Origin of the sequence: Rummeliibacillus sp. NPDC094406 (assembly GCF_044763875.1) — a bacterium.
Lineage (GTDB): Bacteria > Bacillota > Bacilli > Bacillales_A > Planococcaceae > Rummeliibacillus.
Genome location: NZ_JBIWGZ010000011.1, coordinates 39,463 through 62,162, shown reverse-complemented (window position 1 = coordinate 62,162; position 22,700 = coordinate 39,463). Strand labels below are relative to the sequence as shown.

Sequence of the window (22,700 nt, the reverse complement as noted above, 5' to 3'; positions counted from 1 at the left end):
CAAACTTTTGGGAAGCTTCTTTTTTCATTTCTTTTGTCACGTAGAGAAAGACATTCTGGGTGATTTGATTATCTCTTAGCGGTTTTTAAAAACAGTGCAAGTTCCTCCTTTTCCAAATACTTAGGGACTTCTTCTTCCTCCAGCTTTTCAATGTTTTTTTATCTTTTTTAGGATAGGCAAACTCGATGGAGGCCTTCCTGATAATCTCTAATTCTAATGCTTTAAATCATCCTCCGAGTTCGATGTATTCCTTCCCTTGTACTATCAGAATATGTCTTTTAAAACGTTTAGAGTATCTTGATATTGCTTTCTGGAAATGTCTTTAAGTTTTAGTTGTGCAAAATAGGGCATACTGTATTTATCGTACTCGTATGCCTTCTAGCATATTTTTTTTCTATTACCTATTGAATTGCTAGTAAAAAAACTGTTATAGTGAGATTGTTTGTCTGACGTCTGACTACTTATTTTCTAGTGAAGATATCTATGGCTGTTCTTCAAGTTTCGTTATTGGAACATAATGAACAAAAGAATGGCTTTGTAGTTTTGGTTATCAAACGCCCAAAAATTATCAAATATATTTATGGAGGAACTTATGAGATACTTAATATCCTTTTGTGGATTGCTACTTGTTTTTGGTTTAGCTCTGTTAATGAGTAAAAACAAGAAAGAAATAAAATATAAAAATATAATTATAATGTTAATCATCCAATTTCTATTGGCAGTATTGCTGCTAAATACAAAGTTTGGTTATGTTCTAATCAAAGGAATAACAAATGTATTTGATCATTTATTGTCTAACGCAAATGCGGGCGTATCATTTGTTTTTGGTGGTTTAGCGAATAAAGGAGAGTATTCCTTCTTTCTAAATGTATTATTACCGATTGTCTTTATATCTGCATTGATAGGGATCTTGCAGCATTTTAAAATTCTTCCTTTCTTCATGAAATGGATAGGTTTACTTTTAAGTAAAGTAAATGGTATGGGGAAATTGGAATCATATAATGCTGTTGCATCTGCAATGGTAGGTCAATCTGAAGTATTCATTACTGTAAAAAAACAATTAGATAAGATTACTCCGCAGCGAATGTATACATTATGCGCATCAGCAATGTCGACAGTTTCTATGTCAGTTGTTGGAGCATATATGACTATGATTGAACCAAAATATGTTGTAACAGCGATTGTGCTGAACTTGTTTGGTGGATTTATTATTGTTTCAATCATTAATCCGTATACAGTAGAAGAAAGCGAAGATATCTTAACGATTGAAGATGAACATAAGCAAACTTTCTTTCAAATGCTTGGAGAATATATCATGGATGGATTTAAAGTAGCCGTTATTGTTGGAGCTATGCTTATCGGTTTCGTAGCATTAATGGATTTAATCAATTCACTATTTGAAATGGTTATCGGTATATCTTTCCAAGAAATATTGGGATATATCTTTGCACCAATAGCTTTCCTAATGGGCGTACCATGGGCAGATGCTATTTCTGCCGGAGGAATTATGGCAACCAAATTAGTAACGAATGAATTTGTTGCAATGATGAGCCTTGGAGAAGTATCTAAGTCTTTCAGTGCACATACACTGGGCATTATTTCTGTATTTCTTGTATCCTTTGCAAACTTTTCATCTATCGGTATTCTTTCCGGAGCAGTAAAAGCGTTGAATGCAAAGCAAGGGGATGTAGTTGCTCGTTTTGGCTTAAAGTTGTTGTATGGAGCCACACTTGTTAGTATCTTAACGGCTATAATTGTTGGTTTGGTTATTTAATTTTAAAAAAAGTAGCAGTTGTTGAAATATCGTTTGAACTGCACTCCTTTAGTTAGACATCTATGGGGGTGCAGTTTTTTTATGACTAAATTGCGTATATTTTGAACTTCATGGATGACTAGAGGCGAAGTTTAGTTGAACTCCCGATTATGCTAAGGTTATAGTTGCTATTAAACTACCGGATCAGTTGAAAAAGATAGCGTACGAACCTTATAGTGATGAATTATGGAACAATTTCAAAAATAGTACCTAGGTTAAAATCAGTCACTTTCATAGAACCATAAACCCCTAAATATAGTCTGGTTTGATCCAGATTCGTCCCCAAAGTAACATAATAAGCTGATTGAGACCCAAAATCATAGTCGGTTTCAATAATACTAAAATCATTTAGTTTACAATCTGCTCTTACATTGGTATAAGCTAAAACCCCTCTAACTGGAGGCTCCGATCCTTCATTCCTGGCAAGATCGGTAAACACAACACTTCCCGTTAAATTGGGGATTTCATTCCCCATATAAGCTTGCACTCCTGTTAGTGCAGTTCCTCCAAACTTATCGGGCCTTTGATCTTTATGAAAATAACTAGTTAAAGGTTGAAGACGCCTGAATGAAGTTTTTACCGCTTCATTGTAATAAGCAATTGTTTCCTCCTCCAAAGTTGGATTGTTAGTGCAGCCCCTTATAATCGAAGTAGGAAAAGCACCTTCCCACCCTCGCCAGCCAAAGTTAATAAATCCATCTTGGTCAGGTTCGGTGTTTCTTAAAGAAGCTTGAATAAGCTGAGTAACCGGTATTGGTTTATAATGAACAAATGAAAAAATTGACTCTACCAAATCCTGTCCAACATTCCCCACATATTTAATATACTGATTATAAAACTTTTGAAATGAAATGCCTGGTATATTGCGTACCCCTTTGGCAAGTACCGTAAGTGTTTCCTGAATAGATGCGGGAAGTTCATTAAAGCGTGTGACTACGGGTGGATTATAGATAAATGTATTTTTAACTACATCAATTTCAATGATTTTACCGGCGATTTCCATATCATCCTGGCTTAAGTTAAATGGATCATAGCCCGATCCACCATCTCCGGTTGTTAAAACAAGTTTTCCTGTTTCAGGTGAAAAGTTTAAGCTATTGACACCATTATGATTAAAAAATGGTCTTCTTATGTTAAGTAATGTCCGTCGTTTTTGAGGTTGACTTTTTCGTTGTACAACCCATTCTTCAACTGTATCAATATGATCATATTGAGTTTCTCTATTTATCCATTTTAAGTTTAAAGTTGTGGGATCACACGGGTTATGTTTAAAAGGTTTAGGAAGAGCACCCGGACCTTGTGTTCCAGATACTGAATAATGAAGATAAAACAGACCGTTATAATAAAACAGGGGATGAAACGCTAGTCCTAGCAATCCCCGTTCATCATATCCTCTACCCGAAACACCCTGTTCAGAGGTACCTAGTTTTAAGATTTGCGGGCGAATATCTAAAAAAGTATTTATAACTCCATTTCCTATGTAAAAGATTTCTCCTACCTGAGTAGCAATAAATAGTCTTTCAATTGAGTCACCCGGAAGTATTGCTGTTTTCAAAACAGTGGGTAAATTTATCTTACTTACAATAGGCTGTAAACTAACCTTAACTTTTCTCAACTAACTTTACACTCCTTCTAACTGTTTTCTTTTTCAAGAATATGATTAGAACTGTTCTATTAGTACCTAATTAGGGTCTAGGAATCTGACAAGGTATTCTAATTTTGTAAATCAAGCAATAGGAACCTAAAGGGAATTGAGTTCAAGAGAAGCACGATTAATGTGGATAAGATTGTCAACATAACATGGGGTGGTTAAGATAAATCTAATGATACAATCATTCCTTTTGTCATTCTCATTTGCTTTTCCTGCAATTAGGGAAGGAGTAGAAACTTCCTCGGAGTATAATCATCTAGTGGTACTTTATTATCCACTTCCTTCTAATTATTATCAGAAAATCCCTTGAATTAATCCGATATTCTTTCGAAAAAAGTACTAGTGTAGAAAAATGTTAATAAGTAAATTATACTGTTATATTGGTAGATGAATGTGATATTTCGATCATTTTTCTTAAAAAAGGCAAACTTATTGAAAGGTAAGGAGCAAAGCTACGAGTCTAAAATCCTCTTGGATAATGATAGTCGGATTGCCAAGATAAGAAGTGGTTATTTGGCTACCCCCAATTTTTTGTTGGGGTAGTTTTTTCGTTTAGAAGAAGTGCTGTAATGAAAGGCAGCTTACATTGTCAGGTCATGGATATAGAGACAGTATCTAAAAAATAGTTATAGAAAAGGAGATTAAAGATGTTAGTTGTTGATAAGCCAAAATATAAAATGGCAATTTATGAAGCAAAGAAAGAAGTGCACGTTCAGGTAATAGGGTTTATTAAAGCAGATCTTGTAGAGGAATATTTAAAGGATTTACAAGAAACCGTAGCAAAAGTACCAAAAAATACTTATACGTTTGTAGTTGATGCAACATACCAATCACCCCTTCCTTCAAAGGTTTCAGCAGGGCTAGGGGAAACTATCTTGTTTTATGTTTCACTTGGCTTTAAAGATATTGTGCTCGTAAATCCTAAATCTAAAATTTCTAAAGTACAAGTTCGAAATGCTCTAGAAATAATTGATTTCCCAGGAACAGTAGTTGATCATGTTTCTGAAACAACTTTACGCTAGTTTTTAACTAATCGAATCTATTTTGGAGAGGAACATCACGATGCATACAACAGAAGATTTATATACATATGAAATCCTTACAAAGGACCAACCAGATTTAATTGAAAAGGCAGCAGCATGTATAGCAAGAACATTTATTGGAGTAGATGTTGCTGGTAAATGGGTGCAAGAACCGATAATCGGGTACGCATTAAAATTACCTTACGAAGATTTCTATCAATTTACAAAGGAATATATCGAGACAAATGCTGACCAAGGCTACTGTGTTGTTGCGCTAGATAAAGAACAAAATGTTGTAGGCGCACTAGTCGGGGATACAAATGCCCTTGAAATTATCGAAGGCGATATTTTTGGTGGCACGTTTGCTGACATGAATATAGTAATGCGGGTATTAGAGGATATCGATATACGTTTCCTAGAAGATTATAAAAAACGTTATGGAAAAGATATGGAAGATGGAGAAGTATTACATGTATTTTTATTAGGTGTAATTGCTGAGTATAATCGTCATGACATTGTACAAAGGTTAGGCGATATATTAACTAAAAAAGCAACAGAAGAAGGCTTAAGACTTATGTTAGCTGAAGCGACAAATCCGAAGTCAATGCGGTTGCTGGAGAAGTATCATGGTTTGACAAAATATGTAGACGTAGAAGGAAACTTTATTGTTCATAAATATGAAAACAATGAGAAGCTATGCAATATTCCATCGACTGTAGCAGATGGAATTTACATCATTGTAAAACAGCTATAAAATTTCATCATTAATACGTTAGTAGAATAGGAGATTTTTTTTTTCATGGAAGCTATCATGCTAGGAATTATTGTCGTTTTATTATGTACATCTTTGTATTTTGCTTACCAATATTTTACGCTTAAACGTCATTCTCATATAAATAATGACGTTACAAAAGAAGTGAAGGAACCATCAGCAGGTCAAGTAAGAGAGCAATTTCAGTTATTTGCAGAAAATGTGAATGAAAAAGGTGAAAAACTTACTGAACATGGGGAATACGCAGCTGAGAAGGCTGATATTGTAAGGGCCGCAATAGATGAGGTTGGTAAAGGATTAAAAAAGCAATTAATAGCTACTGAAGAGAGTTCTACTTCTATCCAAGACATGACAGAGGCTATTGAAGAACTATCTATAAGATCAAACCAAATTTCAGAACAATCGAATACTACGTTAGAATTGACGCAAGAAGGTAACGAAAAGCTAAAAGATTCGATGGTGGAAATGGAGCAATTTAATCAAACGATTAATACAACATTTGGTGCAATCAATATACTTGGAGAAAAATCGCACGAAATTGGTAAGATTGTTAAAGTAATTACGGGGATTTCAGAGCAAATAAATTTATTAGCATTGAACGCAGCTATCGAAGCAGCTCGTGCAGGTGAACACGGTAAAGGGTTTGCCGTAGTTGCTGATGAAGTTCGTAAATTAGCTGAACAATCACGTCAGTCATCTTCTGAAGTATCGAATATTGTAAAAAATATTCAAGAAGAGACGGACAGAGTGGTAAAATCAATGGAGCAAGGAACAGAAGAATTTGCACAAACGAATACTACAATTTTAGAAATTGGAACGATGTTCGAAAAGATTGTAGATGCTACAAAAATTATTGCTGAAAATAATGCTAATTCATCTGCATTTACAGAAGAACTATCTTCAGGTTCTCAGCAAATTATGGCAGCAATTAAAGAGATTGCTTTCATTTCTCGAGAATCAGCTGAAATGTTTGAAGAGCTAGTTGAAATTAGCGATGATGAATTAAATACAATGCAAAATTTAGTTCAAGAAGCAAAAAATCTTATAGAGCTAAAAAATGATGAAAAACTTTTTTCATTAGATAAAGTTTAAGAGAAATATTCATCTGTTGGTCAACCATATCGTTAATTACGGAGATCTTCCATCAATTCATTGAATTGATAGGAGGTTTCTTTTTTTGCTTCTTTTGTAAAGTAAGTATACGTATTTAATGTTGTCTGTATTTACGAAAAGTATGGGTTATTACACTTTTTTAATTCAGGCCAATGTGTTGGGTAGAAACATTAAATGATTGTTCCGGTATTTAACACAATAGTGGATAACGCAAATTATATTTATAAGCGTATTCCTTCACTTAGTATTAAAATTCTTTAAATGCAAAAGATAAGAGGGAATCTTAGCAACTAAATAAGGGAGGTGTACTTCATGACAGTACTAAATCGTATTGCTTTAACTCTGGTTATTATTGGTGCTATTAACTGGGGGCTGATTGGATTTTTCAGATTTGACTTAATATCAGCAATATTTGGAGGGGAAACTGCATTTATATCTAGAGTTATTTATGGTCTTGTGGGTATAAGTGGATTAGCTTGTATAGCCCTTTTGTTTGTCCCTCTAGAAGATGAAGATGAAGAGTATGATACAAACCGTGAATTCAGAAGAAATCCTGATTTGTCTACTGAATTTGGTGAGGAAGCCGATTTTACAGATGTTAAAAAAGATAAAAAGAAAAAGAAGAAAGATTAAGCCGATTTTATTCCAATAGCTATGCGAATTTTAATGCAAAAGAATCTTAGCCAACAAACGAGAGGAGTGTTTTTATGAACAACGCACGAGAAGGGTTAATCCCCGCAGTTCTCGGAACAGCTGTAACAACCACAGGAGTGGTATTACGGAATAATAAAAGCATTACGCCGTGGATTAGAGGCTCGATTATTGGCTTTGGATTAGCTCATATTGTATTAGGTACAATTGATTTAGTCGAGCATCGTCGCTAATGGATTCAAAAAGGGGAAGGAATTATCCTTCTCCCTTTTCAATTTAGTAGGGTACCTGTACATAAATATATATCAAGGGAAGGGAATGCATTAAAGAAGAAATTATTTCAGGTTAGATATGTTAATTTGCTTCAATTTTTTCACGAAACTAATTCATCCTCAAACGAATTTAGCATTTGATTAATTTTCTCTTTACCAGCTTTTACCCATCTACTTTTATCGTTAATTTCACCATCCCTATCCAAAGGATCTTGAAATTGACTAAATCCACCTGTAGCAGTTAATAATGAGTTTTCATCATAGTCTAAGCCAAGATTTACTACATGCTTGATTACATAAGGTTTTCCAAACTGAATATAAGCAGAGTAGTGATCTAACTCACCTTCTATAACCCTAAAAGGCATCCGAAGGTAAATGGTTTCTCCGTCTTCTCGATAAAGAATCGAATCAAACATCCCTTCATGGTATTCAAAGTTAGAGCAGAAATTACAGCTGAAAGGTTCGAAAATATCTCGAATATAGCCAAATTCCGTTTTTTTACCTTCAATTCGTGATTCGAATTGTATCATGCTTATTCACCTCTGTTAGGATTTACTGTTACTATTCTTAACAAAAAAATGAATATCATTCAAAAATAGAAAAATCTTTTAAAATAAGGTTTTAAGTTATTTGCACATTAAAAATCCCTCCTATTGTTAGCATGTATCTGACAATGGGAGGGGAGTATATAGTTTACTGTAGATTCTTATTTTGCACGAGTTTAAGTACGCAATTTGCTAATGCTTCTTTTTCGCTTTCTGATGCAACGCCCCACATATCAGAAAGTACACGTTCTTGTTCGTTTTTTGGATCAACATTTTGCGCCAAGTACTCTCCAATTTGCACTGCAGCTTGTTGGATTACTTTATTGGGCATGCCAGCATGCTCAGCTTGCGCTACATTTTGCCCTAAAAAAGATGTCCATTTTTGCCAGTTATCTAACATAGGATATTATCCCTCCTTTATACTTTAAGTATGTCCAAAGGTGAAAATAATATGTAGTCCTATCGATTATTAGCATAATACGTTAGATCGAATAAATAACAAAACAGCAACAATTTATTAGGTATAATCAACACTTTTGTATAAAAATCCCTTCACCTTCTAGCCATTCAGCTAAAAAGACATCAGTATATTTCGAAATGTTATGCATTGCTAATTGTTTTTTTAACCAAGTTTCATCAAAACCAATATTCTTTAATTCATTTTTTAATACTTTACCATCACTAATAAGCGTAACAGGGACGTAAACGGGTTTTTCAGGAAGGTTGAAGTCTTCTATTATTGTCTGCTGATACTTTGGTTTCTTTAAAATACTAAGTGAACCATTTGACTCCAAAAAACAGTAGGCCACTTCTCGAGCGGAAAAAGTCCCATTTTGCCTAAGTAAGCTTTGTAATTGATTTATATTCATACGGCATTTTTTTAATTCTTCACGATCAATTATTCCGTTTTTAATGAGAGCGCTTGGTTCCCCTTGAAAAAGCCTCCGAAAGGGTAAAAACTTTCTATCTAGATATTCGACTATAAAGAGTAGTAGCCCCCAAAAGCTAATCGTATAAATAATTTCTAATATACGAACATGTTCTTCATATACAGCAGTTCCTAAAAACTCTCCAATAACAATGGAACCTATAAACGTAAAAGGTGTAATTTGATTGATAATTTTCCGACCTACAAAAGAAATAATGATAAATAAAATGATAAATCCTGCTAACAGCTTAAAGGTTATATACAGCATGATTAAAGAAAATTCTCCTTAGTTATTTTTCAGAGTTGCATCCGTTTTTAAATGTGAATATTTCACTTGAATAACCCATGTGTAATCTAGGTTTATTTAATTATCTCCACGTTCAGTTTATTTCATTCTTTATTTATAGTTTTCAGTCCCTATCTAGGTAAGCATTTTTAATGAGGTATAGAAAAATTTAACTTCTAATATATCATGTATTTAAAATATATGTTAAAATGAGGGCAAATTACAGAAGGTTGGTAATAAATGGGTATTTGTACCGATTTCCTGTAAGAGGCTTATTTGATCTAAAAGGGGAGTGTGGAGAAATGATGCGAGGACATATTCAAAATAAGAGAGTAGAAATATCTGATGAAGAAGCAAAGCACTTTTTGAAAATGGCTAAAGTAGCACATGTAGCAACTGTAGATGAAGAGGGATTTCCATATGTAATTCCACTTATCTATATTTTTGAAGAAGGCAAGGTATATCTTCATATTGGCAATATCCGTGACAGCCACTTTTGGGAAAATATAAAAAAGAACCCGAATGTTTGTATTGAGGTAAGTGAGATGGGGGACTTACACCCTGGCAAAAAGTACGCATGCCAATCAGCTCTTGTCTATACAAGCGTTGTTCTATTTGGGAAGATCAACCGCATTGAAGCAGATGAAAAAAAGGCATGGTTTTTTGACTGTTTGTTAGAAAAGTATGGTAATCCTGATTGGACGTTTGAAAGAGAAGGATATCCGATTCTTCCTAAAATTGAACTTTTTGAAGTCCAAATTGATAAAATAACAGGTAAATTAAATGAAGGATTAATGCATTAAAAAGTTTTGGCGTAAGTTACATGAAGGAAACATTCAGTAACTTACGCCAATTTTAATTTAAAAGAATTTCTTTGTATTTCGATCCTCTTTTAAAATCTCAACAGCTTCTCTAAAACGGAGTGAATGTATAATTTCTCTTTCTCGAAGGAATTTTAAGCTATCGTTTATATCCGGATCATCTGACATATCAATAATCCATTGGTAAGTAGCACGTGCTTTTTCCTCAGCAGCAATATCCTCATATAAGTCAGCAATTGGATCTCCTTTAGCTTGAATATAAGTGGCTGTAAATGGATTTCCTGCAGCATTACTGTAAAAAAGCGCTTGATCATGATTTACAAAGTTTTCACCAAGACCAGCTGCTTTTAATTGTTCTGGTGTAGCGTCTTTTGTAAGTTTACAGATTGTTTCTATTATGCAACTTTGATAAGATAGGGTATATATCAATAGTAGCGGGGTGGCATTTATGGAACGAAAAATAAGCAGTGTAGCGGTTTATGTTAGAAAATCTAGGGAAGATGAAACAGAAGAAGTTATAAATAGACAGCAGGCTATTTTAGTTGAGTTATGCCAAAAAAATAAATGGGCATATGAGATTTTTAAAGAGGTTGCGTCATCCCAAACACTAGATCGTCCACAACTTCAAAAAATGCTTGATAAGGTGAAAGCATACTCATATGACGGGGTTGTAGTAAATGATTTAGATAGGCTTTCAAGAAATACTACACACTTTGGAATAATCAAAGAAGAATTAATAAGTGCGGGGTGTAAAGTTATAACCCCAAATAAAATATATGACTTTACAAAGCAAGAAGATGACCTATTTAGTGACATACAATCAGTTTTAGCTAAAAACGAGTATCAAACAATTAAAAGAAGGCTTGTAAGGGGTTCTATACAATCTGCAAAAGAAGGTAATTGGATGGGGAAGAAAACCCCTATCGGTTACAAATACAATAGGAAGACCAAAAGGCTAGAGACTACAGAAGACGCCACAATAATCCTAAGACTTTTTAATGACTATGCAAGTGGTATGTCTACAAAGGACATAGCTTATCAATATTCTTTAGAAGGTGTAAAAACATCAAATTCCATGGTATGGAGTCCATCAGGTGTTAATAGGCTTTTAAATAATCCTGCTTATAAAGGGGACTCACTTTATAGAAAGACTAAAAGTGAATACGGAAAAAGAAATATCAAGACAAGTGAAGACGAACAAGTTTTAGTAGAAGGTACACATGATCCAATTGTAAGTAAGGAACTTTGGAACAAAGTACAAGAATTAAAACAAAGTAGAAATTCAAGACCTATACCTTTAAAATTAGGTAAACATCCTTTTAGTGGATTTATAAGGTGTGCTTTATGTAATAGAGTACATTCTTTTCAAACATCTAAAGGCGGGAAAAAAAGAATTAGTTCATGTCAAACAAGGCATTATATAGATCAAACAAATTACACTGTATGTAAAAATCAAGGGGCGAATATGGATGACTTTGAAGAACTTTTTTATGGTCATTTAGAGTCATACCTTCACGAAATAGAAAACCATAAGGACCTTATACAAGAAATAAAAGTGGAGGATAGCCATAAAATTAATGTACAAATTAGAACTAGTGAAAATGACTTGAAGAGGATAGGACAAGAAATAAGAAGAGTTCAAAAGGGATATTTAGCAGAAATATTTACCGAAGATGAAACAACAGAACAGATTAAAAACCTAAGAGCAAGAGAAAACTCTCTAAAAACTAAATTGGAGCAACTAGAAGAAAATAAAGCCTTATCGAGTACAGACTATATAGATCATGTGATAAGCAGAATGAAGGGCTTTTTAGAAGGAAAAGACATATTACCACCAACAGAAACAAATAACATTCTAAGGGAATTTGTAGATGTTATATACTATAAGAAAATAAACAAAGAAATCGAGTTAGATATTGTTTGGAAAGACTTTACTAGTTAGTTTTTTAATTTTACCAATAGGTGAGATATGAATAGTATTACAATTCTTTACCGATAGGGTACGGTCTATTGCTAGTGCATTATGATAGCGATATATGATAGCAATTGAAGTCGCTTTGTCATCGCTTACTATCATATACCTTGGGTTACGATAGCAGTTCGATAAACGGTGATTGATTGATCCGCACCACCATTGCCACAAAATCATTCAATATAATAAAAAATATCCACTTATAAAAAAACCACCTATTTTTTAGGTGGTCTTTTCTTTTTGCCTTTGCCTTTATTTTTATCTTCATTTTTGAACAACATACCAATCCTAAGTGTATGATAGACCACATTACCAGTAATATTTATTGCCATCCCTATCAATGCCCCACCTACAATTAAGACCATTTCTAAATACTTTAAATCCATATGTAAATCCCCCTAAAATTTTGATGTATTTTAATTGCTAAGTAATTTCGAATGTCCTTCTTTAATCTTTTAAATTTTTTTTAAATATTTTTGCAATCTAGAAAGGACAACATAATAGACGCCTATTTATTCGTGTTTAAAGTGTCGTTGCAGAAAAAAACTTTTTTGCATTTCTGATATGTTATAGGCAATCGCTATAAAAATGTAAAAAGGATTTTTCAGATTTTATCTAAATTTAATTGTCCCATATAATTTGCATCCACCGTATAATACATTTCCTAGTATATAGATGAATTTCAAAAACTCGAAAAATGGTAAGTTTGGTAACTTTGGAAGGTTTGGTAATTTTGGAAAGTCCAACAGTTGACGAATGTAACATTCTACATAAAAAAGTCGTTACCGATAGACTACACTTAAACGGTAACAAAAATGATACGCTTAAAAGCTTGATTTAACAACGTTCTTAAATTACCGTTTGACTATTACCGTATTTAACGGTAAGGTAAGAGTAATAAAAATGGTAACGGAAGGAAGTTGGGCGGTAATGACAATTTATTCTTATATTCGTGTATCAAGTGTAGATCAGAACGAAAGTAGACAAATCGAAAGTATGAAAGCTTTAGGAATTGATAAAGAAAATATGTTTATTGATAAAATGAGCGGTAAGAATACAGATCGCCCAAAGTATCAAAAACTAAAGGGTGCAGTACAAGAAGGGGATACAGTTGTATTTGACAGTATTACACGACTTTCACGTGACTATGAGGACATTAAAGAAGAATACCAATTTTACTTGAAGAAAGGTGTCTTCCTAGAGTTTATAAAAGAACCCATTTTGAACACGCCAAAAGAAAAAGTAGATGATATTGTACAAGTAGCACTAGCAGATGTCATTCTTTCTTTATTAGCAGCGTTTGCACAAAAAGAGCGTGAAGATATTAAGCTAAGACAAGCAGAGGGCATTGCAATAGCAAAAGCAAAAGGTAAATACAAGGGGAGAAAGACTAAACTTGTTGAAGGTGGGGAAGAGGAAGTAAGACGTAATGCAATTATAAAAGCATACCTAGAAGGAAACAGTATAGCAGATATACGAAAAACTTATAAGGTTGGTACAGGAACAATATATAGATTACTTGAACGTGAGGATATTAAACGATAAAGGTAGCTTTAGAGAGCTATCTTTTTTATTTTAATCCTTAGGTGAGGTGTGTTAGGACAACGTGAAAGAAGAAGTTATATGTAGCAATGCAGATAATAAAGGGAGTAGTTAATTTACTACTCTCTTTTTGTTATATGACATACCCGTTATCGAATGATTGACTTTGAGCAGTATATTTTTATGTATGGGTCATCCGCTCCGCATAAAATTTTTTTCAAATTATCAAGACGCACAATGCTTTAAAACATACGCCCCAAAAGCTTTAACTTTAATAAAGACAGATACCATCATTTTTACAGGTTATAACTATACATTCGTTCCCTCAACTTACCTATATATTTCTATCCACGTACGCACAATAGGTATTTATTGTTATCTATCTTTGTATATTTTTTTATATTATTTTATTTCCTTTTAAGGTTATGAATTTAAATACCATTCTTATAATGTTTTGTGAAAGAGCAAGAAATAACACAAATTAGGAGGTTTAGAGTATGGAAACAGAGTTCCTTACAGTACGTTCATTAGCTAATCTTTTAGAGATGTCAGATCAGACAGCCTATAGGTTATCTCGTGAGGGTGTAATTCCAGGGCGTGTAAAGGTTGGTAAGTCAGTACGGTTTAACAAGGCATTGGTGATGGAGTGGTTAAAGCGGGGTGGTGCTAGTAATGATAGTAAAAAATGAAAATCTTTATAGCTTTTCTCAAGCAGCTAAAGTATTAGATATTTCAACTACAAGGCTTTTTGAACTTGTTGCGTCCCCATACGTTGAAAAAGTCTACCAAGGCAACAGTCTTTATTTTACAAAAGACACTATCAGAAAACTCGTTTTAAGGAGTGATATTTAATGATTACAGTTGAAAAAACTAGCCGAATATTAAACGATTTTAACATAGCGTTTACTGAGGGGGCTGTTTTAGGTTACTTACAACGTGGGCTATTTAATAGTGCCCATCGTATCAAAGATGGCTATTACTCTCGCAACACTAAGTACAATTTTGCCGTAGATAAAGATAGTCTAGTAAAGTTTTTACTAGGACGTGGAGCAAGTGAAGAGGAAATTAATGTAGTCATTTCTGAATAACCATTCTACAAACCCACCGCTTTTATGTAGTAAATACATAGGAGCGGTTTTCTATAACCATTACCCCCTTACGGTGGTTTTTTTATGCAACAACTAGATCACATGAAACGATTGCTAAAAAGACTATGACAATTTACAGGAGGTTTTTGAAGTGAGTATTCCAATGATAAACACACTTACAGGTGAAGTGGTTAATGTAGCGAGTTATATGACAGAAGAAGGGAAAAGGGCAATTCAGGAAAGACAAAGGAAAACCGCTTATAGGAATAAGATCATAATTCCGTTTGTTGCATGTTATCATGACCCTATCAGAGAGGTTACACAACATCTATCATTAATAGAAGGTGGAGCGGTTATGAAACTACTCCACTATTTAAAACAAAATGGCAAGGGTAAGCTATCTAAAGCAGGAAAACCCTTATATCAAAAAGACCTACAAGCAATACTAGGCAGAGGAGCAACACAGACAAAGCAAATAGTAAAAAGGCTTGAATATCTTTCTATACTTATCCCAACGAAAGAAGGACGTTCTAAAGTCTTTTACATTAATGAAAACTTCCATTGTATGGGGAAGTTATTAAAGAAACCTTTTACAAAGCTACTAAAGGGGCGATTAAGTACAATTGTCGATAATCTATCACTTAATCAGTTAGGTTTTCTTTATAAGATATTGCCCTACTTCCATTTTGAAAAATGCTTTCTTTGTCACAACCCTGACGAAACAGATCTTAGTATCATTAGGAAAATGAACAGAGGGGATTTAGCTAAAGCTATTAATCTTGACCCTGATGAACTTACTAAAATTGTAAAAAGTCTTAAAAAAAAAGGACTGATTATGACTACTGAAAGTTGCGGTAGTTTAATGTATTACGTCCATCCTGATCTAATGTATAGAAAAGACAGTAACGGACAGGACGACTATACAAACGGTTTAAGGGCAATGTTTGAGGAACATTTAAAAGAGGAGAACCCCCTAAAATAGTACCTTGTACGTACGAGTAAAACCGACTGTTTTAGGCATTCTGTACAGGAAAAACCGACCCAATTAAACAAAACAAAAACACCTGTTAGACCTAGAGCCACAAGGAGTTCTAGGTTTCTCTTATTTACATAGACTCTTTATTCTTAGATGAATAATACTAATAGGTTAAAATTAGTGTGTATCCCCTCCGCTTTGCTACGTGGATACACAACTATAATTATTAACAGGGTCGCTACGCTCCCCTAATGATAAAGGCTATTTTAGTCTCTAAAGATAAAACAATTAGGGCACGAACGTAGTGAGTGACCTGTGTACCTTGACCGTAGCGGAGCGGAGGGCAAGTACACCATAGCCTTATTTAATATTGTGATACTTGTTACGTTTCTTTAAATACTCTTCTTCACATTTTAACTTATTATATTCAATTTGTTTTCCGCTTTTCTTTTTCTCTTCTACAACCACCCATTTTTCATTCTCTAATTTTAGTTTAACCATAACATTTGTATTATCTGTTTCTTTATATAGAAAGTAACCATTCTGAGGTCTTATATACACTCTAGGATGACCTACTGTACTCCCGATGTTTTCAAATAATTGGTTTAATGAATTATAGTAAGTATCATCAACTTTTCCACCATACATCAAATTAGCATTCAATAAATCATCATTTGAAAATTCGGCATAACCACTTTTATCAATATCTAATTTAAAACTTGAAATTATGTCTTCCATAATCCTTTTATTAAATTCTTTATCTCTTTCCTTACCTTTTTCAATACATTCAGAAGTTAGTTTTGGCGGTGTTTCTGCACTAATTGATTGACTATTAAAAGATAAAATCAGAAATAGTAAACCAATTATAGTCATGACTTTTTTCATTTTTATCACCTCAAATATTTTTCTCTATTCTCCCCTTAACATAGTTGTTTTATTCTCTCAATCACTATCAATAACCCTAAAAAGTTCGCAACTTATTCCCTACATAGAACGAATTCTAGGGTGCTAGGACAAACATTATCCTTCATAGGATTAATTAAAGGGGAGATCGCTTTGAATGGTTATCTAAGACAGTACACTGTTGGGAAAAAGATTACTAGAGAAAGTGAAAAAGAAGGAGTAGGGAAGGTTAGAGAATGGGGGAAGTTAGACATAGAACAGCTTATAAAAAGGCTATTAGAAAGTAAATACATTACAGGTTAAGGAAGGCGAAGAGCCTTCTATTTTTTTGGATTTTTTTAATTGCATAATATAATTGTTTTGTTTATACACCATTGTTGCAATCATCTCAAGATGGGCAAATTCTTCTGTACCAATGTCATTTAAGAGGCCAATCACCTTATCTGGAATTGTATAGCGTTGATTTAAGTATCTGAGTGCAGCTGCTAATTCACCATCTGCACCACCATATTGTTCAATCAAAAATTTAGCTAATCGAGGATTACACTCCCTTACCTTTACGGGATATTGCAGCTTCTTTTCGTAATACCACATGCACTAATTCCTCCTATCAATCATTCGCATCAAAAAGCTTTTAAACCTGCCAAGGCCAAGGGGTGTCCTTCCAATTCCAAGGATATCCAGAAAAACTTTTACCAAAATGCATAAGAGGACCAAATTGTTTCTCAAATTCTATTTTCATTTCCATGCTTTTAAGTGAAGCCTCATTAAATTGTTGAATAGCTGCATAATCATGTGGATGGGTGTCTAAGTAAAGATTTAATTCAAGAATCACGAAATCATTTGCTTGAATTTCCTCAAGCATCGTATAAAACTCAGGAGGCATTTTCTTTGTCATTTTAAATTCTCCTTTGTTTGTGGATTAGGATAAGGGCTGAACAGGTCTGGCCAAAGTGTGCCACAATGTAACGCTTGTTTTGCAGTTGGATATTGTGGTAATCCAGGTGGTTGGAATGGAATATAGAGTTGTGGTGGAGTTGAGAAGCTTTTCACGCGTATGGGTTTACAAGGATCAAAGGGACTAACATAAGGCTCCCAATATTTGAATTGTGTAAACATATAAACCTCCTTCCCGTAGTTTTTGCATCATTTCAACTATATGAAGTCAATAATAGCTTCATTCATTCTTTTTTACATAATTCGACTTCTCATGGATAAACTAATTCTGAAAGAAAGGATGGATGATAAATGGAAGAAAACAAATATGCATCACTTGATGATGAAAAGATAAGAGAGTTAAAAGACTTGGAAGAAGAATTTGGTTATACGCTGGTTGCTTATGAGGCAGGTTCTTTTAAAGGTGATCAACCTGGGATTAGTGAAATGAATTCGTTATAAAAGTATCTAACCTTGCAGGAATGCAAGGTTTTTTAAATGTGGAGTAGGTTCGTCAGTTTTAATGTAAATGAAGTTTTGCTAATTGCAAAGGTATTACAATTCTAAAGGATGTGATTCATATGTTATCGGAATTTTATGCAGATCTACATATCCATATTGGCCGTACATGGAAAGGAAAACCAGTGAAGATTACCGGGAGTAAATCACTAACACTTGAAAATATTCTGCATACTGCAACAATGAAAAAAGGTCTAGATATTGTTGGAGTTATTGATTGTCATTCCCCAGAAGTATTAGAAGAAATGGCGGTGCTAATAAAAGGAAATAAATTGGTAGAACTAGCTGGTGGTGGTTTATGCTATCAAGATACGACGCTTATTCCAGGTGTAGAAATTGAAGTAAACGATGAAAATTGCTTAGGTCCACTACACGTGCTTGCATTTTTCAAATCGTGGCAGGTAATGCGAGAGTTTTCTACATGGATGCAGCATAATGTTACGAATATTAACTTGAGCACGCAGCGTATCGCGTGTGATGCGGTTACTTTGCAAAATACGGTCCATGAACTAGGCGGTTTATTTATCCCGGCACATGTCTTTACGCCTTTCAAAAGTGCGTATGGTAAAGGCGTAAAAAAGAGCCTTGCTGAGGTTTTTGATATGAATCAAATCGATGCAATTGAATTAGGACTGAGCTCGGACACAGGTATGGTAAAGGGCATTAGTGAACTAGCAAATTATACGTTTGTCACAAATTCAGATGCACATTCTCTTGGCAAAATGGCACGTGAGTATCAAAAGATTCGTATGCAAGAACCAACTTTCGATGAATTTCAAAAAGCATTGAAAGAAGAAGATGGGCGAGAAATTATTGCAAATTATGGTCTTAATCCTCTTTTGGGGAAATACCATGAAACAGCATGTTCTGATTGTGGCTATCGAACTACAGAAGTCCCTTGTCCGAATTGTGGGGGGAAACATCTTGTAAAGGGAGTAGCAGTACGGATTAAAGAATTAACGGACACAGATGAAACTTTGCGTGATCGTCCACCTTATATTCACCAAATCCCTTTAGATTTTATTCCTGGCATTGGTAAGAAAACAATGGAAAAATTGCTTATTAGTTTTGGAACGGAAATGGCTATTCTTCATGAGGTAAGTAAAGAAGATTTAGAAAAGGTCGTCCCATTAAAAATTGCAGAATTAATTGATAAGGGGAGAAATGGTAGACTTTCGTTATCGGTCGGTGGTGGAGGAACGTATGGGAAAATAAAATCAGAGTAGGGTAACCAAAGGAATGTTGCTAAAGACGACATTCCTTTTCTTTTTTTATATAAAGTGCAAAATAAATACAACAAATACCTAAAAGAACCACAGTAGCAAGTAACATTGACATATGCCATGGAAGTAAGAAAGTGCCGATGATTAGTGCCCATGGCTCAATATAGTTCTATTGAAAATTCAGGGAATAATTCAAAGTTAAAATGATATAGAATAAAAATGGAAAATATTAATAATATTTGGTAGCATTATAGATGAGCAGTAACTATTAATGATAGGTGAGGTGATTGATATGTCGAAGAAGGTTTATTTGAATCATGATGGTGGTGTAGATGATTTAATTTCACTGTTTTTATTATTGCAAATGGAGGATGTAGAGTTAGTAGGAGTTGGTGTAATTCCAGCTAATCCTTATATAGAGTCTGCCCTGTTTGCAACTGAAAAGATTATCAATCGTTTCGGTCACGGAATCACGGTAGAAGTGGCAAAGTCCAATTCAAAAGGAAAAAATCCATTTCCAAAAGATTGGCATGTAGATGTATTTTATGTAGATGCATTGCCAATATTAAATGAATTTGATATTACGAAACCAATGATCATTGAAAGACCGGCTCATCTTCATTTAGTAGATAACTTAAGAAATAGTCAGGAGAAAATAACGCTTATATTTACAGGGCCATTATCGGATTTAGCAAGAGCGTTGGACGAAGCACCTGATATCGAGGAGAAAATTGAAAAGCTGATATGGATGGGTGGGACATTTTCAGATAAAGGGAATGTAGAGGAAACACGACATAATGGGACTGCAGAATGGAATGCTTTTTGGGATCCAGATGCTACTGCAAGGGTTTGGGAATCTTCTATAGAAATAGATTTGGTAGCACTAGAAAGTATCAATAAAGTTCCATTAACAACAGAAATAAGAGCTTCCTGGGCAAAAAATCGTCAAGATTTTGGTATCGAATTTTTAGGGCAATGTTATGCTATAATCCCAAAACTATTGCGGAATAATGAGAGCTCAACCTACTTTTTGGGAGAGGTATTAACAACACTTACTGTTTTTGATACGAAATTGGTTAAGCGAAAAGAAGTTCCAAGTATTGTTCATATTGATGGACCAAATCAAGGGCGGACAGAGACTATTTCTAACGGTCGAACAGTTAATCTTATATATGATGTAGAGAGAGAAACTCTCTTTGACTATATAGTAGATCTTGCTAGACAAGAGTAAAGTATAGAAATTCTGCTAGTAAATAAGCGGAATTTCAAACATATTATCCGAATGGTATACTAAAATCTCGTTCATCATTGTGTTAGAATATTTTTTAGTCGAGAACAATCATTTAATTGTTCTCGACTTTTTAAATTCGACATTCTAAAATAGTTTGGGGCACAAAAAGTAATAGAGAATAGATAAAATTTCACATATATTTTTTTGTATATAAATCTTTTGGTACATTGAGATTACTACGTAATTATTGCACAATACTTTATGTAGGTCATTTGGCGAACCTTGTCAAAAATAGCCTATGTTTTTTTACTTAAGAGGGTAAAAGGATATACAATATAAGTTACATAGCGCAGCAAATATCGAGATTTTGTCTTTTTAATCTGTTAATAATTTAATAAAAGATTTTTAAAACTAAATTAGAGTTTTTAGCGTCTAGTTAATGAAGCTATATTGTGAGGATTGATTTGTAGGTAGGAGGTACGTTCATGCCAGAACCGGTAAGGAAAAATCACAGATACATTAGTGGTTTAGACGGTCTGAGAGCGATATCGGTAATAGCAGTTATTTTATACCACCTTCATGTAAGTGGAATTGTGGGAGGATATTTGGGTGTTACCATTTTTTTTGTGTTATCAGGCTACTTAATCACTGATTTATTAGTGAATGAATGGGAAAAATACGGAACAATCAATTTAAAGAATTTCTGGATACGTAGATTTAGAAGGTTAGTCCCAGCTTTAATCATCATGCTGATTTTAGTGGGATTTTGGATTACGTTATTTCAACGATCATTTTTAGTTGGATTACGTTCAGAGATACTAGCAGCGATATTTTATGTTAGTAACTGGTTTTATGTTTTGCAAGATCATTCGTATTTTACGAAGTTTTCACCTCCATCTCCTCTTCAACATATGTGGTCACTAGCGGTAGAGGAACAGTTTTATATAATTTGGCCACTTGTCATAATCATTTCTTTGAGCTTTGTTCGATATAAAGAAAAAATGGCGTTGGGTACTCTGGTGGTAGCATTGGTATCAGCTATTGCAATGGCAATTATGTTTACTCCAGGTGAAGACCCAAGTCGTGTTTACTACGGTACTGATACTAGAGCATTTTCTCTATTAATAGGGGCTACCTTAGCATTTATTTGGCCAAGTAGAAAACTAAAGGCAAATGTAACAGATGGAGCGAAAAAATTATTAGATGTTACGGGATTAGTTAGTTTCTTTGTTCTTCTTTTGATGTTCTTTTTCATGCATGAAGAAGGGCCATTTTTATACTACGGTGGTATGTTTTTAGCATCTATTGTAACAGCAGTATTAATCGCAACAATTGTACACCCAGCGAGTCATGTTGGGGATGTATTGAGTTTTAAACCATTAATATGGGTTGGGGTTCGATCATATGGTATTTATATTTGGCATTTCCCATTAGTTGTTTTGATGGGGGTTGGAATAGAAGGCGTAGATGTACCACTTTGGAAAGTGCTTTTAATTATTGCACTAACACTTTTATTTGCTGAACTTTCTTGGCGCTTTGTGGAAGATCCTGTTCGTAAAGGTGAATGGAAAATATGGATACATAAGTTTCAAACTCATGAATGGTCTTTAAATTGGAAAGAATGGACATTACCATATCGAATTGGTTCAGCATTTTTAGGATGTATTATTATTGTTTTTGTGATGGGGATGATTTTTACTCCAGAACAGAAGCAAACAAATAACGAAGCATTAGAACAACATTTAAAAGAAGAACAGAAAAAGTTAGAGGAAGTAAAAACAGAAAAACCACATAACATAGAAAAAACAATTACTCAAAAAGATGTTGCTAAAGAGAAAACAGAAGTAAATCAAAAAAAATCAACAGTTGAAGTAGAAGCTAAACAAGAGACAAATAGTAAGAAAATCGCGGCAATGGAAGTACCATCATCCATTAGTGTGACAGCAATTGGTGATTCTGTTATGCTGAGTGCAGCAACTGCATTGAAAGAACAAATTCCACAAATAGTGGTGGATGCAAAAGTTGGACGCCAAGCATATGATTCAATAGAAGTTGTAAATCGCTTAAAACAGGAAGGCAGATTAGGAAAAGTTGTTGTTTTAGGCTTAGGTTCCAATGGAGATTTCAGTGAAGCTCAAATGAATAATTTATTGGATGCAATTGGTAATAACCATCACATTTATCTTGTAAATACACGCGTTCCACGTAACTGGCAAGATAATGTGAACCGCAAAATCAACATTGCTGTAAAAGATCATAAAAACGTGAAACTAATTGATTGGTATCGTGCGACAGAGGGAAAGTATGATTTGTTCTATGATGATCATATTCATCCAAATCAAGAAGGTGGAGCTTATTATACAGCATTAATTAGTAGTGAAATTGCAAAAGGTGAAAAATAAAGAAAAAGCATGCAGGAAATGAATCAATAATTCC

At 34.0% G+C, this 22,700-nt stretch carries 26 protein-coding genes, 2 pseudogenes and 1 riboswitch; of the genes and pseudogenes, 18 read left to right on the top strand and 10 right to left on the bottom strand.

Annotated features, from left to right (window positions below; all coding sequences use genetic code 11):
- The first annotated feature begins 592 nt into the window (after window positions 1-592).
- A complete protein-coding gene (locus tag ACIQ4I_RS20030; protein ID WP_403099401.1) occupies window positions 593-1,774 on the top strand; it encodes a NupC/NupG family nucleoside CNT transporter in 1,182 nt (393 codons plus the stop codon).
- 223 nt (window positions 1,775-1,997) lie between these two features.
- Here ACIQ4I_RS20030 and ACIQ4I_RS20025 read toward each other — a convergent pair whose 3' ends face one another.
- The gene (locus tag ACIQ4I_RS20025; protein WP_403099398.1) at window positions 1,998-3,428 is read right to left on the bottom strand and encodes a PQQ-dependent sugar dehydrogenase; all 1,431 of its coding nucleotides are present in this window, start codon (window positions 3,426-3,428) and stop codon (window positions 1,998-2,000) included.
- A gap of 448 nt (window positions 3,429-3,876) precedes the next feature.
- A riboswitch (cyclic di-GMP riboswitch) is annotated at window positions 3,877-3,962 on the top strand.
- 149 nt (window positions 3,963-4,111) lie between these two features.
- On the opposite strand from ACIQ4I_RS20025, the gene ACIQ4I_RS20020 reads away from it, so the two are divergent.
- From ACIQ4I_RS20020 to ACIQ4I_RS20000, 5 genes are all read left to right on the top strand, one after another.
- Window positions 4,112-4,486, top strand: coding sequence for a hypothetical protein (locus ACIQ4I_RS20020; protein WP_403099395.1), 375 nt, complete (start codon window positions 4,112-4,114; stop codon window positions 4,484-4,486).
- Between the two features lie 40 nt (window positions 4,487-4,526).
- The gene (locus ACIQ4I_RS20015; protein ID WP_403099393.1) at window positions 4,527-5,240 is read left to right on the top strand and encodes a hypothetical protein; all 714 of its coding nucleotides are present in this window, start codon (window positions 4,527-4,529) and stop codon (window positions 5,238-5,240) included.
- A gap of 45 nt (window positions 5,241-5,285) precedes the next feature.
- Complete coding sequence (locus ACIQ4I_RS20010; protein WP_403099392.1) at window positions 5,286-6,350, top strand: methyl-accepting chemotaxis protein; 1,065 nt, start codon at window positions 5,286-5,288, stop codon at window positions 6,348-6,350.
- A 333-nt stretch (window positions 6,351-6,683) separates the two neighbouring features.
- Window positions 6,684-7,004, top strand: coding sequence for a DUF378 domain-containing protein (locus tag ACIQ4I_RS20005; protein WP_403099390.1), 321 nt, complete (start codon window positions 6,684-6,686; stop codon window positions 7,002-7,004).
- A gap of 74 nt (window positions 7,005-7,078) precedes the next feature.
- Window positions 7,079-7,255 (top strand): asparagine synthase, encoded by a 177-nt coding sequence (locus ACIQ4I_RS20000; RefSeq protein WP_403099388.1) that lies wholly within the window; start codon window positions 7,079-7,081, stop codon window positions 7,253-7,255.
- 140 nt (window positions 7,256-7,395) lie between these two features.
- Here the strand turns inward: ACIQ4I_RS20000 and ACIQ4I_RS19995 are convergent, their stop codons facing one another.
- The 3 genes from ACIQ4I_RS19995 to ACIQ4I_RS19985 form a co-directional block, all read right to left on the bottom strand.
- The gene (locus ACIQ4I_RS19995) at window positions 7,396-7,824 is read right to left on the bottom strand and encodes a YugN family protein (protein WP_403099385.1); all 429 of its coding nucleotides are present in this window, start codon (window positions 7,822-7,824) and stop codon (window positions 7,396-7,398) included.
- Window positions 7,825-7,987: 163 nt separating this feature from the next.
- A complete protein-coding gene (locus ACIQ4I_RS19990) occupies window positions 7,988-8,239 on the bottom strand; it encodes a DUF3243 domain-containing protein (RefSeq protein WP_403099382.1) in 252 nt (83 codons plus the stop codon).
- A gap of 127 nt (window positions 8,240-8,366) precedes the next feature.
- Entirely contained in the window at window positions 8,367-9,035 is a 669-nt protein-coding gene (locus tag ACIQ4I_RS19985) for a DUF421 domain-containing protein (protein ID WP_403099379.1), read from the bottom strand.
- A 320-nt stretch (window positions 9,036-9,355) separates the two neighbouring features.
- Here ACIQ4I_RS19985 and ACIQ4I_RS19980 point away from each other — a divergent pair, with 320 nt between their 5' ends.
- A complete protein-coding gene (locus ACIQ4I_RS19980) occupies window positions 9,356-9,856 on the top strand; it encodes a pyridoxamine 5'-phosphate oxidase family protein (RefSeq protein ID WP_403099376.1) in 501 nt (166 codons plus the stop codon).
- Between the two features lie 57 nt (window positions 9,857-9,913).
- On the opposite strand, the pseudogene ACIQ4I_RS19975 reads toward ACIQ4I_RS19980, so the two are convergent.
- Window positions 9,914-10,264: pseudogene (locus ACIQ4I_RS19975) on the bottom strand (manganese catalase family protein); the annotation flags it as partial.
- A gap of 58 nt (window positions 10,265-10,322) precedes the next feature.
- Here ACIQ4I_RS19975 and ACIQ4I_RS19970 point away from each other — a divergent pair.
- The gene (locus ACIQ4I_RS19970; protein WP_403099373.1) at window positions 10,323-11,816 is read left to right on the top strand and encodes a recombinase family protein; all 1,494 of its coding nucleotides are present in this window, start codon (window positions 10,323-10,325) and stop codon (window positions 11,814-11,816) included.
- 245 nt (window positions 11,817-12,061) lie between these two features.
- Here ACIQ4I_RS19970 and ACIQ4I_RS19965 read toward each other — a convergent pair whose 3' ends face one another.
- Window positions 12,062-12,232, bottom strand: coding sequence for a hypothetical protein (locus tag ACIQ4I_RS19965; protein ID WP_403099370.1), 171 nt, complete (start codon window positions 12,230-12,232; stop codon window positions 12,062-12,064).
- Window positions 12,233-12,749: 517 nt separating this feature from the next.
- On the opposite strand from ACIQ4I_RS19965, the gene ACIQ4I_RS19960 reads away from it, so the two are divergent.
- From ACIQ4I_RS19960 to ACIQ4I_RS19940, 5 genes are all read left to right on the top strand, one after another.
- Entirely contained in the window at window positions 12,750-13,391 is a 642-nt protein-coding gene (locus ACIQ4I_RS19960) for a recombinase family protein (RefSeq protein ID WP_403099367.1), read from the top strand.
- A 494-nt stretch (window positions 13,392-13,885) separates the two neighbouring features.
- Window positions 13,886-14,077 (top strand): helix-turn-helix transcriptional regulator, encoded by a 192-nt coding sequence (locus ACIQ4I_RS19955; RefSeq protein ID WP_403099364.1) that lies wholly within the window; start codon window positions 13,886-13,888, stop codon window positions 14,075-14,077.
- A complete protein-coding gene (locus ACIQ4I_RS19950; RefSeq protein ID WP_403099361.1) occupies window positions 14,061-14,240 on the top strand; it encodes a hypothetical protein in 180 nt (59 codons plus the stop codon). Before ACIQ4I_RS19955 ends, ACIQ4I_RS19950 begins: the two co-directional genes overlap by 17 nt.
- Window positions 14,240-14,476 carry a hypothetical protein gene (locus ACIQ4I_RS19945; protein ID WP_403099359.1) on the top strand — a complete coding sequence of 79 codons (237 nt, stop codon included), beginning with the start codon at window positions 14,240-14,242 and terminating at the stop codon, window positions 14,474-14,476. The genes ACIQ4I_RS19950 and ACIQ4I_RS19945 overlap by 1 nt, the downstream gene beginning before the upstream one ends.
- A 151-nt stretch (window positions 14,477-14,627) precedes the next feature.
- Window positions 14,628-15,458 carry a hypothetical protein gene (locus tag ACIQ4I_RS19940; protein WP_403099357.1) on the top strand — a complete coding sequence of 277 codons (831 nt, stop codon included), beginning with the start codon at window positions 14,628-14,630 and terminating at the stop codon, window positions 15,456-15,458.
- A 354-nt stretch (window positions 15,459-15,812) separates the two neighbouring features.
- On the opposite strand, the gene ACIQ4I_RS19935 is transcribed toward ACIQ4I_RS19940, so the two are convergent.
- Window positions 15,813-16,337 (bottom strand): hypothetical protein, encoded by a 525-nt coding sequence (locus ACIQ4I_RS19935; protein ID WP_403099354.1) that lies wholly within the window; start codon window positions 16,335-16,337, stop codon window positions 15,813-15,815.
- A 171-nt stretch (window positions 16,338-16,508) separates the two neighbouring features.
- Between ACIQ4I_RS19935 and ACIQ4I_RS19930 the strand changes: the two genes are divergently transcribed.
- Complete coding sequence (locus tag ACIQ4I_RS19930; protein ID WP_403099352.1) at window positions 16,509-16,658, top strand: hypothetical protein; 150 nt, start codon at window positions 16,509-16,511, stop codon at window positions 16,656-16,658.
- Between the two features lie 60 nt (window positions 16,659-16,718).
- Here the strand turns inward: ACIQ4I_RS19930 and cotJC are convergent.
- The 3 genes and pseudogenes from cotJC to ACIQ4I_RS19915 form a co-directional block, all read right to left on the bottom strand.
- Window positions 16,719-16,949 (bottom strand): annotated as a pseudogene (cotJC, locus tag ACIQ4I_RS19925) (spore coat protein CotJC); the annotation flags it as partial.
- 40 nt (window positions 16,950-16,989) lie between these two features.
- On the bottom strand, window positions 16,990-17,253 hold the full coding sequence (locus ACIQ4I_RS19920) for a spore coat protein CotJB (RefSeq protein WP_403099349.1): 264 nt from the start codon (window positions 17,251-17,253) through the stop codon (window positions 16,990-16,992).
- A complete protein-coding gene (locus ACIQ4I_RS19915; protein ID WP_403099348.1) occupies window positions 17,250-17,474 on the bottom strand; it encodes a spore coat associated protein CotJA in 225 nt (74 codons plus the stop codon). Before ACIQ4I_RS19915 ends, ACIQ4I_RS19920 begins: the two co-directional genes overlap by 4 nt.
- Before the next feature lie 129 nt (window positions 17,475-17,603).
- Here ACIQ4I_RS19915 and ACIQ4I_RS19910 point away from each other — a divergent pair, with 129 nt between their 5' ends.
- The 4 genes from ACIQ4I_RS19910 to ACIQ4I_RS19895 all read left to right on the top strand — a co-directional run bounded on the left by ACIQ4I_RS19910 (window position 17,604) and on the right by ACIQ4I_RS19895 (window position 22,666).
- Window positions 17,604-17,753 (top strand): hypothetical protein, encoded by a 150-nt coding sequence (locus ACIQ4I_RS19910; protein ID WP_403099345.1) that lies wholly within the window; start codon window positions 17,604-17,606, stop codon window positions 17,751-17,753.
- Between the two features lie 119 nt (window positions 17,754-17,872).
- A complete protein-coding gene (locus tag ACIQ4I_RS19905; RefSeq protein ID WP_403099342.1) occupies window positions 17,873-19,036 on the top strand; it encodes an endonuclease Q family protein in 1,164 nt (387 codons plus the stop codon).
- 289 nt (window positions 19,037-19,325) lie between these two features.
- Window positions 19,326-20,264: a nucleoside hydrolase gene (locus ACIQ4I_RS19900; protein WP_403099339.1), complete on the top strand. Its 939-nt coding sequence runs from the start codon at window positions 19,326-19,328 to the stop codon at window positions 20,262-20,264.
- 485 nt (window positions 20,265-20,749) lie between these two features.
- Entirely contained in the window at window positions 20,750-22,666 is a 1,917-nt protein-coding gene (locus ACIQ4I_RS19895; RefSeq protein WP_403099336.1) for an acyltransferase family protein, read from the top strand.
- The last annotated feature ends 34 nt before the right edge of the window (window positions 22,667-22,700 follow it).

Coding starts and splice junctions, on each gene's coding strand:
- ACIQ4I_RS20030 (WP_403099401.1), top strand. CDS start 593: ATGAGATACTTAATATCCTTTTGTGGATTGCTACTTGTTTTTGGTTTA.
- ACIQ4I_RS20000 (WP_403099388.1), top strand. CDS start 7,079: ATGAACAACGCACGAGAAGGGTTAATCCCCGCAGTTCTCGGAACAGCT.
- ACIQ4I_RS19980 (WP_403099376.1), top strand. CDS start 9,356: ATGATGCGAGGACATATTCAAAATAAGAGAGTAGAAATATCTGATGAA.
- ACIQ4I_RS19895 (WP_403099336.1), top strand. CDS start 20,750: ATGCCAGAACCGGTAAGGAAAAATCACAGATACATTAGTGGTTTAGAC.
- ACIQ4I_RS19970 (WP_403099373.1), top strand. CDS start 10,323: ATGGAACGAAAAATAAGCAGTGTAGCGGTTTATGTTAGAAAATCTAGG.
- ACIQ4I_RS19945 (WP_403099359.1), top strand. CDS start 14,240: ATGATTACAGTTGAAAAAACTAGCCGAATATTAAACGATTTTAACATA.
- ACIQ4I_RS19995 (WP_403099385.1), bottom strand. CDS start 7,824: ATGATACAATTCGAATCACGAATTGAAGGTAAAAAAACGGAATTTGGC.
- ACIQ4I_RS20020 (WP_403099395.1), top strand. CDS start 4,112: ATGTTAGTTGTTGATAAGCCAAAATATAAAATGGCAATTTATGAAGCA.
- ACIQ4I_RS20015 (WP_403099393.1), top strand. CDS start 4,527: ATGCATACAACAGAAGATTTATATACATATGAAATCCTTACAAAGGAC.
- ACIQ4I_RS19960 (WP_403099367.1), top strand. CDS start 12,750: ATGGTAACGGAAGGAAGTTGGGCGGTAATGACAATTTATTCTTATATT.
- ACIQ4I_RS19985 (WP_403099379.1), bottom strand. CDS start 9,035: ATGCTGTATATAACCTTTAAGCTGTTAGCAGGATTTATCATTTTATTT.
- ACIQ4I_RS19900 (WP_403099339.1), top strand. CDS start 19,326: ATGTCGAAGAAGGTTTATTTGAATCATGATGGTGGTGTAGATGATTTA.
- ACIQ4I_RS20005 (WP_403099390.1), top strand. CDS start 6,684: ATGACAGTACTAAATCGTATTGCTTTAACTCTGGTTATTATTGGTGCT.
- ACIQ4I_RS19915 (WP_403099348.1), bottom strand. CDS start 17,474: ATGTTTACACAATTCAAATATTGGGAGCCTTATGTTAGTCCCTTTGAT.
- ACIQ4I_RS19910 (WP_403099345.1), top strand. CDS start 17,604: ATGGAAGAAAACAAATATGCATCACTTGATGATGAAAAGATAAGAGAG.
- ACIQ4I_RS19935 (WP_403099354.1), bottom strand. CDS start 16,337: ATGAAAAAAGTCATGACTATAATTGGTTTACTATTTCTGATTTTATCT.
- ACIQ4I_RS19920 (WP_403099349.1), bottom strand. CDS start 17,253: ATGACAAAGAAAATGCCTCCTGAGTTTTATACGATGCTTGAGGAAATT.
- ACIQ4I_RS19965 (WP_403099370.1), bottom strand. CDS start 12,232: ATGGATTTAAAGTATTTAGAAATGGTCTTAATTGTAGGTGGGGCATTG.
- ACIQ4I_RS19990 (WP_403099382.1), bottom strand. CDS start 8,239: ATGTTAGATAACTGGCAAAAATGGACATCTTTTTTAGGGCAAAATGTA.
- ACIQ4I_RS19950 (WP_403099361.1), top strand. CDS start 14,061: ATGATAGTAAAAAATGAAAATCTTTATAGCTTTTCTCAAGCAGCTAAA.
- ACIQ4I_RS19955 (WP_403099364.1), top strand. CDS start 13,886: ATGGAAACAGAGTTCCTTACAGTACGTTCATTAGCTAATCTTTTAGAG.
- ACIQ4I_RS19905 (WP_403099342.1), top strand. CDS start 17,873: ATGTTATCGGAATTTTATGCAGATCTACATATCCATATTGGCCGTACA.
- ACIQ4I_RS20010 (WP_403099392.1), top strand. CDS start 5,286: ATGGAAGCTATCATGCTAGGAATTATTGTCGTTTTATTATGTACATCT.